The sequence below is a fragment of the Pseudoalteromonas sp. Bsw20308 genome (assembly GCF_000310105.2).
GTDB lineage: Bacteria > Pseudomonadota > Gammaproteobacteria > Enterobacterales > Alteromonadaceae > Pseudoalteromonas > Pseudoalteromonas fuliginea.
The window spans coordinates 2,722,167-2,734,516 of record NZ_CP013138.1 but is presented as its reverse complement, the minus strand read 5'-3'; the positions used below and the strand labels follow the sequence as shown (position 1 = coordinate 2,734,516).

The following is a 12,350-nucleotide window of genomic DNA, read 5'->3' as shown; positions in this document are numbered from 1 at the left end:
TAAGCTTGGTCATCATGTCAAGACGAGTACCTCCATTAAACGCATTAAAAGCTTTTGAAGCCGCTGCGCGCCATTTAAGTTTTACAAAAGCTGCGGAAGAGCTTTATGTAACTCAAGCGGCTGTCAGTCATCAAATAAAAACACTTGAAGAACATTTAGGTTTGAAATTGTTTTTACGTAAAAATCGTTCGTTATTATTAACAGAAGAAGGGCAAGGCTACTTCCTCGATATTAAAGAGATTTTTACGCAACTAATTGATGCAACCGAAAAACTATTAGCGCGTGGTGCTAAGGGCTCATTAACAGTTAGCTTAACACCAAGTTTTGCAATTCAATGGCTTGTACCTCGTTTAAGCTTATTTAATGAGTTACATCCTGAGATTGACGTGCGGATCAAAGCGCAAGACCAAGACGAAAACTCATTAACAGATGATGTTGATGTGGCTATTTATTACGGGCGAGGTCATTGGAGTGGTGTGCAAGCTTATAAATTACATACCGAGTATTTAGTCCCTTTATGTAGCCCGATGTTGTTAAGTGGGATAAAACCGCTTGACCAACCAAGCGATTTAGTACATCACACTTTACTGCATGACACTACCCGTAAAAACTGGAAAACATGGATGAAAACGGCTGGTGTGCGCAATATTCAAGTTAACCAAGGTCCTATATTTAGTCATTCATCGATGGTGCTGCAAGCAGCAGTGCATGGCCAAGGTGTGGCAATTGGTAACAGCGTGCTGGCAAAGCCTGACATTGACGCTGGGCGCTTAGTGATCCCATTTAATCACAGTCTTGAAAGTAAAAACGCCTATTATTTAGTCCTTAGAGAATCACAAACAGAGCTAGGTAAAATAGTATCCTTTAAAGAGTGGATGTTGAGCTTAGTAGAGCAAGAGCAAGAGTATTAATATGATTGAGTGGGTTAAAAGTAGTCAGCAGCCAGCAATAGCGCAATTTATATTTGCCCATGGAGCTGGTGCCGGTAGTGATTCAGACTTTATGCAGCATGTGGCAAAACTAATCAGTGAACAGGGTGTTGATGTTGGCCTATTTGATTTTGAGTATATGCAAATAGCCAAACAAACGAATAAGCGTAGGCCTCCTGAGCGAGCACCTAAATTACTTAGTTATTACGAGCAAATACTTAACCATACACAGCCAAACGTTCCGCTATTTATTGGCGGGAAATCAATGGGTGGACGAATGGCATCCATGCTTGCTTGTACGACAGAACAACCTGTTTTAGGTGTTCTTGCTTTTGGCTATCCGTTTCATCCACCAGGCAAACCTGAAAAGCTGCGTACCGATCACTTCGCAGATATAGTCTGCCCTTTTTTAGTATTACAAGGTGAGCGAGATACGTTTGGTACTCGCCAAGAGCTTGCAACAATGGTTATGCCGAAACAGCCACAATACATATGGCTTACAGATGGGGACCACTCACTTAAACCTCGTAAAAAAAGTGGTATGACTGAGCTACAAAATAGAGAAACAGCTGCTTTGGAGGCTGTTGAATTTATTAAAAACTGTGTGGATTTAAATTTAGAGGGTAATTAATGATTAAAGTATTTTTAATGATGGGCAGTATTTTTTGTATGCTTTCGGTCATGTTAGGTGCATTTGCAGCACATGGTTTAAAAAGCCGTTTAACAGAGTATTCGCTTGGGGTTTTTAAAACTGCTGCTGAATATCAAATGGTGCATGGACTTGCGCTTATTGCGGTTGCTATTTTAATTAAGTGGGGCATAAATCTGAGCTGGGCTGGTGGTTTTTTTATAACAGGCACACTACTTTTTAGTGGCAGTTTATATTTACTCGCATTAACTGGTATGAAGTGGCTGGGGCCAATAACGCCGCTAGGTGGGCTGTGCTTTATTATTGGTTGGGTAGTTATTTTAGTGCAAGTTGCACGATTTAAGTTTTAAAGAGTTTAAGGGTTAATATGTCTAGTGTTGTGATTTACTGTCGTAGTGGGTTTGAAAACGATGCCGCTGCTGAAATAACGTTTCACGCTGCAGAGCAAGGCTTTGCGGGTTATGTAAAAGCAAAGCCAAATACGGGTTACGTTGTTTATGAATGTTTTGAAGCGCATCACAGCGACGAAATAATCAAAAAAGTTGATTTTAAAAATATGGTGTTTGCACGCCAATGGTTTGCCGGTACATTACTTGAAAACATGCCTGTGGAAGATCGCGTTGGCGCGGTAGTTGAAGCTGCAAAAGAGTTTACATTGTGCTCAGAGCTACGTGTAGAAACCCCTGACACAAATGAAGGAAAAGAGCTTTTAACGTTTTGTAAAAAAATATCAACACCACTTAAAAAAGCCCTCGAAAAACAAAATACAGTATTGCGCGAACCCAAAGCAAACCGTCCTGTAATGCATGTTATGTTTTTAACAAACAACACAGCTTATGTAGGTTACTCATATAGTTTTAATAATTCTCCATTTTTTATGGGTATTTTACGTCTTCGTATGCCAAGCGATGCACCGAGTCGATCAACATTAAAGCTTGATGAAGCGTTTAATGTATTTATTCCTGAACAACAGCGCGAATCTCGTGTTGCAGCAGGTATGCGCAGTGTCGATTTAGGCGCTTGCCCTGGGGGCTGGACATATCAGCTTGTTCGCCGTGGTATGTTTGTAAGTGCAATTGACAATGGTCCGATGAATGATGATTTGATGGAAACAGGCCAGGTTAAACATTTTAGAGCTGACGGTTTTAAATATCGCCCTGAAAAAAGAAATGTTACCTGGTTAGTGTGTGATATGGTGGAAAAACCCACTAAAGTGACGACCTTAATGATTGATTGGGCTGTGAGTGCCTACGCTAAAGAGTTTATATTTAACTTAAAACTTCCAATGAAAAAACGTTTTGACAGTGTCTACGAATGCCTTTCGATGATTAGAAAAGAGCTAGATAAACAAGGTATTAACTACGAGTTGCAAGCTAAGCATTTGTATCATGATCGTGAGGAAATAACCGTTCATTTAAACGTTACTAAGGTGCCACAAAATCTATACAGCTAAGTTTTATTAGTAATAAAAAATGGGTCTGATGACCCATTTTTTGTATATTTAACTTCGATATTTGGGCCTGTAATTATCAACCCATAAACGCGTAGCCCCACACACAGCGACAGGCATTACTATTAAGTTTATAAATGGTATTGCTGTTAATAGCATAACGGCAAAGCCAAACCCATACGATAGACCTTGTTTACTTTTTAAATCGTCTTTCATCTGTTTAAACCCAATTTTATGGTTATCGAACGCATAGTCTTCGTATTGCACTGCGAACATCCAACAGGTAAATAGGACCCATAATATTTGACCAATGACGGGGAGTATCCAAAGCAGTATAAAAAAACCTATAGCGCGAGGAAGGTAATAGCATAACTTTGTCCACTCGCGGGCTAGCATACGAGGTATGTCTTTTACTAATTCAGTAAAGCCATCATCGTTAATCTTTTGGCCTGTTAAATAAAGTTCTACTTTTTCGCTTAACAAAGCGTTGAAGGGGGCTGCGATAAAATTAGTGATCACTGTAAAGAGCATACTGTAGCTAAATAAAACCATTAATATAGCAATTGGCCACATTAGCCATTCAAGCCAACTTAACCATTGTGGCAACATATCATTGATGTAGCTAAAACTGTCACTTAGCCAACCGAATAAGAAAAATAGCGAGCTACCAAAAAGTAAAATATTAATTAATAATGGAATAAAAACAAAACGTTTTAACCCCTTTTGAGTAATTAATTTAAAACCTGAAAAAAAATATTCCATACCTTGTACTATCTGCACAGTAACCTCAATAAATGTTTACCACTGTAGCTAGTATAAATAGCTGAATTTTTTTGAACAGCGTTTTTAGGTAACAAAGTGTTTAAATACTAGGCTTGTTTATCTTTCGAGGTTAAGTTTTCAGCAGTGTGCTTGGTATTTAGGCAAAGCAGAGCCTATGTAGTGTGGTTATTTTCCATAAATAGGCGATAACGTAGAATAAATGCCAAGCATGCGCTGCCCGTAAGGTTCAGCCTAGGGGTAATTTACTCTTTGTTGCCTGCATGGATGTAGGTAAGGGGCGTGAGCAGGACGCGGAAGCTTTACTCGGTTTTTACTTATTCTTACATGGATGTAAGCCAGTAGAGTAATACAGGAGCAGTTACCGAGCCCACTAGGTTACAAACCTCACGCCGCGATTAAATAGCCCATAGATTGAATGAATTTTAATTCTGAAAGGTCAACAGGCACTAATAATGCTATAAAGTGGCTTAACTTAATGGTGATTTATCTATGGCAGGGAATTAAGTTACTTTTTTATATAGAGCTTAGGCTGATTCTGTTCAGCTCCCTAACGCATGCAGTTTTAGTGACATTATTTTAAAAGCGAGTAATTATAGATGGCTAAGATCTTTGTGATTGGGTTGCCCAGAACTGGCACTACTAGCATAAGTGTTGCGCTACTAGAAATGGGCTTTTCGGTGGCGCATACCGCTTTTACAAAGCAAGCATTTGAAATGTCTGATGCAATATCTGACGCACCTTGCTTTAGTGACTACATGCATTTAGACGAGTTATTCCCAAATGCTAAATTTATATACTTAAGTCGAGAGCTAAACAAATGGGTGCCTTCAATTACTATGTTGCTCGAAAAAATGGCGCCTCATTTAGATTTAAATACAGGTAAGTTTAATCCTATTTTAAAGCGTAGTTTTCATCGTACGTTCTCTGATGTATTACCCTTATCATCGACAGCGTTAGCTGGTTGTTACTTAAAGCATGAACAAGCTGTTTTTTCGTATTTCAAAAATAGTGACAATTTTTTAGCAATAGATATTAGTGAACCTGATAGTTTGTTAAAACTAAAACAGTTTTTAGGCGTGGAGATACAAGGAAATACCTGTTTCCCTAAATTAAATATAGGACGTCAAGTCGCCAACTGGAAAGAATATAAACATCCAAATAAAATTAACTCTAATTTAGCTGGAAAAGAACATAGAAAATACTTTGACTATTCGCTGACCCCATTAAAGTGAATACGAAATATGACTTTTCTGTTATTAAAATTTTTGCATCGACCAAATTAAATAAAATAATTGAGCTGGTAGCATGTGCTATTTTTAGAGGCCTACACTGAATTTAGCAAGTAATTGCGTTTAATCATGAGGGCATTCTTTATTCACGTAAATTACTGGGTTTATTTAAACGTTTAAATAAGTAGAACGAGGTTGTTCATTTTTTACAATTCGGTATAGTTTGCCAACACATATTTTTAATATATATTGAGATGTTCTATGCAGTTAGTTGATTTAAAACCGAATGACCAGGATGTGATTAATGTTTTTTCTGATATCGACCGACTAATAAACTCTCTATATCCAGTTGCCACTGCACAGTCTCTTACGTTAAATGAACTAAATGAGCCAAGTGTGTATGCGATTGGTTTAAAGAATGATGATGGTATTATTGCGTGTGGCGCTATTGTAAAGCAGTTTGATAAAACGCCCTATGGTGAAATTAGACGGCTTTATGTAAGCCCTAGTTATCGTGGTAAAGGGTTATCTAGGCGTATTATGCAGATACTTTTACATCACGCAGGTGAGGAGAAAATCCCACTGATCAGGCTAGAAACAGGGCCAAAGCAAATTCAATCGATTAAGCTATATGAAAATCTTGGTTTCAAACGATGTGCTAGTTTTGGGCCTTACCTCGAGAATCCACAAAGTGTATTTATGGAGTTAGGCCTAAGCCAGTAACAAAGCGCATAAAGGTTAACAGCTTCACTCTAAGTGACCACACTAAATTATTTAAGTAGCGATTAATTATAGTTTTTTATAGTGTATAAATTAAACTATAATGAATTGCTACTTTCAAATATACCCAAAGTTCATTAGTACTATTATATATTGTCTGTTAAAGATCATTTCAAAAATGCCCTCTTAAAATTAACAAAAGCAGAATACTGTTTTTGTTGGCTATAATCGTATAAAATCCGTCATTTACTATGCTCCTTAAAATACTTCAAACCATAACGTTTAAATAGCGAGACTTTCTTATCCTTTCTAAAAATGACACTAAACCAATGACAGACATAACAGTAGTAACCCATAACGGTAATTTTCATGCGGATGACGTTTTTAGTATTGCAGTACTTAAACACGTGTTGCCAGCGTTTAAACTGGTACGTACTCGCGATAAAGCGCTTATAGAAAATGCCGACTTTGTAATTGATGTAGGTGGCGAATACGACCCTGAAACGAACCGCTTTGATCATCACCAGCGTGGTGGTGCAGGCGAGCGAGAAAATGGCATTCCTTTTTCGTCGTTTGGTTTAATATGGAAAAAATACGGCTTAGCGTTGTGTGATGATAACCAAGCCGTTGCTGATAGAGTGGATTCAGGCTTAGTTTCAACCATTGACGCCATCGATTGTGGTCATGTTGAAGGGGTATCAAAAGGGATAAGCTTGAGCCAAACAATCTCAATGTTTAACCCTACGTGGGAAGAAGAAAGTAACTTTGATACTTGTTTTGACGAAGCCGTTGAATTTGCAGCTCGCATGCTTATTCGTTTTATCGCTTCAGCTCACGGAAGTGTAAATGCAAAAGAGATTGTCGCCAAAGCAATTGAAAATGCTGAAGATGCCAGAGTAATCGTACTTGAAAAATACACACCGTGGAAAAAAACGGTGCATATTTTATCAAGCGATGCGCTATACATGGTTTACCCATCGCATTCTGGACAATGGATATTACAAACTGTACCCGTTGAGCCTGGCTCGTTTGAAGATAGAAAACCGCTGCCTAAAGCATGGTCTGGTTTATCTGACCAAGCGTTTGTAGATGAAACCGGTATTGACGACGCTGTGTTCTGTCACAATGGTTTATTTATAGCGGGCACTAAGTCGTTTGAAAGCACAATGAAACTTGCCACTATGGCGCTTAGCGAATAACAACTCAGATTCATAACGAATAACAAGCATAACAATTTATATAGATTGTTATGCTTGTTATCTTAGCGCGGAGCATTATGTTTGAATTAAAAACAATCGCACTTTTTACTATTACAGCCTTAGCAGAAATAGTGGGTTGTTATTTGCCCTACCTTTGGCTTAAGCAAGATAAAAGTATTTTACTTTTAATTCCTGCGGCTTTAAGTTTGGCACTATTTGCATGGTTGCTATCTTTACATCCTACTGCAGCAGGGCGCGTGTATGCAGCTTATGGCGGCGTATATATTTGTGTTGCGCTATTATGGTTATGGGTTGTTGATGGCGTAAAGCTTACTATGTGGGATATTATCGGTGGTTTAGTTGCACTGCTAGGTATGGCTATAATTATGTTCGCACCAAAAAGTGCATAGCTGGCTCATACTCAATAAATAAAAAGCGCCTATTTATAGGGGGAAACACATATAGGCCCTGCCTTGGCTAAAAACCAAATGCACAGCTGCAATTTCTACCTCCAAAGATAAACACACCCTAGTGTTGTTTAAAGTCCTACCTCGATTATTTTCAAACTGCCAATAAAATTATAACAACTTCAATACGACAGGTAGTACCTAACGCTACATATGCGCCAAGCAACTATTGAAGCTGGTGGATGTTATGCTGAGCGTTTTAGAAGTGCAAATTATATTTAATTTAAAAATACATGGGTATTACTTGGTCACAACACGTTGGCTAAACTGTAAGTAATTGAGGTGTTGAGAATGCCTTGCTCTAATCCATCAAAAGTAAATTCTATAAAAAAGTAACTCAAGATTAATTTTAGTGAATGAGCTAACTCATTTTTGCTAATAAAATTTATAATGAGTCATTTAAAAACAGCCATTTTTTACAGCTTTTCTTATCTTTAATAATCATCAAAGTCCTATTTTATATACTCTAGCGAGCAATACGTGATTGGTCGTTTTATCAACATTAAAAATCACTCGTTACGAGTAAAAATACTTGTTGGACTTGAATGTCTATTTTTCTTTTAATGCGCGGCACTAGCCGAGTCGGCATTAATTAAATAAAAGAGAAAGATAAATGAAAGAAACAACATCACTAGAACAAGCTCGTACGAGCTACAATGTTCGTCATTGGAGCCAAGGTTTTTTTGGTATTAATGATCAAGGTGATGTGTATGTTGCACCCAAGGCTCATGCACCAGAGCAAACCATTGCATTAACAGATATCGCAAAGCAACTACAAGATAAAGGTTTAAGCTTACCTGCTTTAGTTCGTTTTCCGCAAATTTTACACCATCGTGTACACAGCTTATGCGGCGCATTTAATACTGCGATTGAAAACTATGGTTACCCTAAAGACTACCTATTAGTTTACCCAATAAAAGTAAACCAACAACGTGAAGTGGTTGAAGAAATAGTAGCAAGCCAAGCACAAGTAGAAAAAAAGCAACTTGGTTTAGAAGCAGGCAGCAAGCCTGAACTACTTACGGTACTAGCACTGGCTGAAAAAACCAGCGCGGTTATTGTATGTAACGGCTACAAAGATAAAGAATACGTACGTTTAGCACTTATTGGCGAAAAGCTAGGTCATAAAGTGTATATCGTACTTGAAAAGCTTTCTGAGCTAGACATGGTACTTAGCCAAGCAAAAGAGCTTAACGTAAAACCACGCATTGGTATTCGTGTACGTTTAGCATCGCAAGGTAAAGGTAAATGGCAAGCGAGTGGCGGCGAAAAATCAAAATTTGGTTTATCTGCATCACAAGTTTTGCATGTAGTTAATCGTTTAAAAGACGCAAACCAGCTTGATTTACTCCAGCTAGTACATTTTCACTTAGGGTCACAAATGGCGAACATTCGTGACGTACGTTTAGGTGTAAGCGAAGCGGCGCGTTTTTACTGTGAGCTACGTAAATTAGGCGCAGAAATTGATTGCCTTGATGTAGGTGGCGGTTTGGCTGTTGATTACGACGGCACACGTAGCCAGTCGCATAACTCTATGAATTACAGCTTAGCTGAATATGCAAATAATATTGTGTACACCATTGGTGATACATGTAAGCAATATGAGCAACCAATGCCGACTATTATTTCTGAGTCGGGTCGTGCGCTTACAGCGCATCATGCTGTGCTTATTTCCAATGTTATTGGTACTGAAAGTTACACACCAGAAGAGTTAGTAGCGCCAGCGGCAGATGCACCCCTGTTATTAAAAAACATGTGGGCATCGTTTGTACAATTAACTGATTTAACGGATGACCGTGCATTAATTGAAATTTATCACGACAGCCAAGGTGACTTAGCTGAAGCGCATAACCAATTTGCACTCGGTTTATTAGACTTAGCGCAGCGTGCGTGGGCTGAACAAATTAATATTCGTATTTGTTATGAACTTAACAAGCACATGGATAACAAAAACCGTTTTCATCGTCCTATTATTGACGAGTTAAACGTACGTTTAGCCGATAAGTTTTTTGTAAATTTTTCGTTATTTCAATCGCTTCCAGATGCATGGGGCATTGATCAAGTGTTTCCGGTATTGCCATTAAGTGGCTTAACTGAAGCACCAAAAAAACGTGCTGTATTACTTGATATAACCTGTGATTCAGATGGCGCACTTGAGCATTACGTAGATGGACAAGGTATTGAAAGCACATTACCTGTACCAGAGTTTAGCGCTGATAAACCTTATTTAATGGGCTTTTTCTTGGTGGGTGCTTATCAAGAAATTTTAGGTGATATGCATAACCTGTTTGGCGATACGCACAGCGCAATTGTTAATATGGATGAGCAAGGCGTTGCAAGTATTACCGAGATAAACCAAGGTGACACTGTTGCCGATATGATGCGCTATGTACATTTAGATGTTGAAAGTTTTCAGCAATCATACGAGCAGTTAGTAAGCACTAAAATTGAAAAACACGAACAGCAAAGCGTTTTAGACGAGTTGCAAAGCGGCCTTGATGGCTACACTTATTTAGAAGAGTTATAAGCAATGTCGACTTTGTTTGGTCACGCAGATCACTCATTGTACTCAAATGGGATGACGTTTTTACGTCGTCCTATGGTGCAAAACATTAATGCAATTGATGCAGACGTAGTCGTTTTAGGCTTACCGTTTGATTTAGCGACATCGGGTCGCCCTGGTGCGCGCTTAGGCCCTGATGCAATTCGTCGTGCATCGGTTCATTTAGCATGGGAAGACACTAAATACCCGTGGACGTTCCCGTTGTTTGAGCGCTTAAAAGTGGCAGACGCAGGGGATTTTACTTACCCTGTTGGCGATCCTGAGTATTTTACTGCGCAACTAGAAATGGCTGCTGAGCAAATACTTCGCCAAGGTAAAACGCTATTAGGTTTAGGGGGCGATCACTTTGTGACGCTTCCGCTATTACGTGCTCATGCAAAAATACATGCTAAAATGGCGTTAGTGCACTTTGATGCGCACACCGATACCTATAGCAATGGCTCGCGTTTTGATCACGGCACTATGTTTTATCATGCGCCAATGGAAGGGCTAATTGATGTTGAGCACAGTATACAAATAGGTATCCGTACCGACTTTGATCAAAGTAAACATGAGTTTGCTGTGATTGATGCAATGCAAGCCAACGATTTACATGCAAATGATATTGCAGCGCAAATACTTGAACGAGTAGGTGACCTACCTGTTTACTTAACGTTTGATATAGATTGTTTAGACCCTGCGTTTGCGCCTGGTACAGGCACTCCTGTGTGCGGTGGTTTAACGTCAGATAAAGTACTTAAAGTACTGCGTGCGCTAAAAGGCATAAACATGGTAGGTATGGATGTGGTAGAAGTATCACCTTCGTATGACCAAAGTGAGCTTACCGCAATTGCCGCAGCAACCATTGCGAGCGAATTACTGCATTTGTGGACGCATAAAAATAAGTACTAATTATATAACTTAAGTACTACAAAAAGGGTATGCATTTGCATACCCTTTTTTATTTAGAGATATCGATTATTCAACTGCTTAATTTCTTTTAACCAAATAACGCTTAGCCCAATAAGAGGCAGGTTAGTAGTTACAGGGTTAAATGCTTCAATAAGCAATTGTGGCTGCATTACAACTACAGCAAGTAAAAGCCCCATAAGCGCCAATATATTTAAAGCTACCAAATGCTTATGTTTATAAAACACAAATAAACACAAGCCAAATATAATCTCGCCAACACCCGCCGAACGTGTAATTAAGTCAGACACCTGTTCAGAATAGCCGGCACTGCCAGTCATTAATTTTTCAAGCGGTGCAATATGATAAAGCTTTGGAAAAAAGCCGTGGTATATCCAACTTAAACTCACTATGTAGCGAGCAAGTTGAATATAACCGCGATTATTTCCTAGCATTGTCAATACGCTCTTGTGCACTTGGGTGGCTAGATAAGTACTCTAATAAGTTATTTACTTTTTCGAGGTGCTCGTTTTCGCTAGTATGACTTTCTTGCAGGGCTTCTATTGCATCAGCAAAGTCATTACTCGAATACCCAAGCGACTCTAATTGAGTGAGTGCAAAGCTATCGGCCTCGCGTTCCATATCTCGTGAAAACCCTTGCTGAGCAAACGATGCACCTGTACCTAACGCTACTTCGGCAACCCCCTCTAAATCACCAAATACAACCGCTAACACAATCGTACTTGCGGCAGATTGTGCTGTAATGCGTACGCTATGCTGGTGGACTACATGGCCCATTTCGTGTAGCAATACCGCTTTTAGTGCATTGGGTTTATCGGCAAGTAAATTTGCTAAATCATCGGTGACCACGATACGGCCATGGGGTAGTGCAAACGCGTTAGCACCAAAGCTGCCTGATTTATAAAACGATAATCTATAAACCGATTGATCAAGCGATAACGCATTAAGCATACTTGTAAAATGTGCTTGTACTTTAGCTTGCTGCTCTGCGGGCAGCTCACTTGGGTCAAGCGCAATCTTTTTAATTAGTGTAAAGCTTTGCTCCCCCATTTGTTCCACAACATTACGTGGCAGAGTATCAACACTGTAAACAGCAATGGCGGGTACTGCTTTATAAAGTACTAACCACATAAAAAGTGGTGTAAATATGACTGCGGCTAAAATTACCCATTTACTTTTTTCAAGGCGCTCCATTATGTGATGGTTATTTTCTTTAAATGGCCACCTGTAACTTACATCTTGAGGAATAAAACGACTGCCATCTTCAAAGTTTAGTTCGTCAGCAAGTCCTGCCATCCCCGAGCTTAATTTTAGACTTGAGATTACGTGGCGAGCTATAACGTGTTCATCGTTGATAACCTCAATGTGTGTGTCGCTAATAGTGGCAACACACACTTGATAGTTACTCGATGCGATGGGGAAAAAATGTCCCTTTACATGCATGGTGAGCTC

The 12,350-nt window shown here is 39.1% G+C and carries 13 protein-coding genes; 10 read left to right on the top strand and 3 right to left on the bottom strand.

Annotation, left to right across the window (positions count from 1 at the left end):
* Nucleotides 1-14 precede the first annotated feature (14 nt).
* Genes D172_RS11905 through rlmM form a run of 4 tightly spaced genes read left to right on the top strand, consistent with a single transcriptional unit; the run spans nucleotide 15 to nucleotide 3,031 of the window.
* Nucleotides 15-911 carry a transcriptional regulator GcvA gene (locus D172_RS11905; RefSeq protein ID WP_007378110.1) on the top strand — a complete coding sequence of 299 codons (897 nt, stop codon included), beginning with the start codon at nucleotides 15-17 and terminating at the stop codon, nucleotides 909-911.
* A gap of 1 nt (nucleotide 912) precedes the next feature.
* Nucleotides 913-1,560: an alpha/beta family hydrolase gene (locus D172_RS11900; protein WP_007378109.1), complete on the top strand. Its 648-nt coding sequence runs from the start codon at nucleotides 913-915 to the stop codon at nucleotides 1,558-1,560.
* Entirely contained in the window at nucleotides 1,560-1,928 is a 369-nt protein-coding gene (locus tag D172_RS11895) for a DUF423 domain-containing protein (protein WP_007378108.1), read from the top strand. Before D172_RS11900 ends, D172_RS11895 begins: the two co-directional genes overlap by 1 nt.
* Nucleotides 1,929-1,945: 17 nt before the next feature.
* Nucleotides 1,946-3,031, top strand: coding sequence for a 23S rRNA (cytidine(2498)-2'-O)-methyltransferase RlmM (gene rlmM / locus D172_RS11890; RefSeq protein ID WP_007378107.1), 1,086 nt, complete (start codon nucleotides 1,946-1,948; stop codon nucleotides 3,029-3,031).
* A 48-nt stretch (nucleotides 3,032-3,079) separates the two neighbouring features.
* On the opposite strand, the gene cysZ is transcribed toward rlmM, so the two are convergent.
* On the bottom strand, nucleotides 3,080-3,790 hold the full coding sequence (cysZ, locus tag D172_RS11885) for a sulfate transporter CysZ (RefSeq protein ID WP_007378106.1): 711 nt from the start codon (nucleotides 3,788-3,790) through the stop codon (nucleotides 3,080-3,082).
* Nucleotides 3,791-4,407: 617 nt separating this feature from the next.
* Between cysZ and D172_RS11880 the strand changes: the two genes are divergently transcribed.
* From D172_RS11880 to speB, 6 genes are all read left to right on the top strand, one after another.
* The gene (locus tag D172_RS11880) at nucleotides 4,408-5,043 is read left to right on the top strand and encodes a sulfotransferase (protein ID WP_168157899.1); all 636 of its coding nucleotides are present in this window, start codon (nucleotides 4,408-4,410) and stop codon (nucleotides 5,041-5,043) included.
* Nucleotides 5,044-5,301: 258 nt separating this feature from the next.
* Entirely contained in the window at nucleotides 5,302-5,763 is a 462-nt protein-coding gene (locus D172_RS11875) for a GNAT family N-acetyltransferase (RefSeq protein WP_007378104.1), read from the top strand.
* A gap of 326 nt (nucleotides 5,764-6,089) precedes the next feature.
* Nucleotides 6,090-6,959 carry an MYG1 family protein gene (locus D172_RS11870; RefSeq protein ID WP_007378103.1) on the top strand — a complete coding sequence of 290 codons (870 nt, stop codon included), beginning with the start codon at nucleotides 6,090-6,092 and terminating at the stop codon, nucleotides 6,957-6,959.
* 77 nt (nucleotides 6,960-7,036) lie between these two features.
* Complete coding sequence (locus D172_RS11865) at nucleotides 7,037-7,369, top strand: YnfA family protein (RefSeq protein WP_007378102.1); 333 nt, start codon at nucleotides 7,037-7,039, stop codon at nucleotides 7,367-7,369.
* 670 nt (nucleotides 7,370-8,039) lie between these two features.
* Nucleotides 8,040-9,953: a biosynthetic arginine decarboxylase gene (gene speA / locus D172_RS11860; RefSeq protein WP_007378101.1), complete on the top strand. Its 1,914-nt coding sequence runs from the start codon at nucleotides 8,040-8,042 to the stop codon at nucleotides 9,951-9,953.
* Nucleotides 9,954-9,956: 3 nt separating this feature from the next.
* On the top strand, nucleotides 9,957-10,880 hold the full coding sequence (gene speB / locus D172_RS11855; RefSeq protein WP_007378100.1) for an agmatinase: 924 nt from the start codon (nucleotides 9,957-9,959) through the stop codon (nucleotides 10,878-10,880).
* A gap of 53 nt (nucleotides 10,881-10,933) precedes the next feature.
* Here speB and D172_RS11850 read toward each other — a convergent pair whose 3' ends face one another.
* Nucleotides 10,934-11,332 (bottom strand): DoxX-like family protein, encoded by a 399-nt coding sequence (locus tag D172_RS11850; RefSeq protein ID WP_033023788.1) that lies wholly within the window; start codon nucleotides 11,330-11,332, stop codon nucleotides 10,934-10,936.
* A complete protein-coding gene (locus tag D172_RS11845) occupies nucleotides 11,319-12,341 on the bottom strand; it encodes a M48 family metallopeptidase (protein ID WP_033023787.1) in 1,023 nt (340 codons plus the stop codon). Before D172_RS11845 ends, D172_RS11850 begins: the two co-directional genes overlap by 14 nt.
* Nucleotides 12,342-12,350 lie beyond the last annotated feature (9 nt).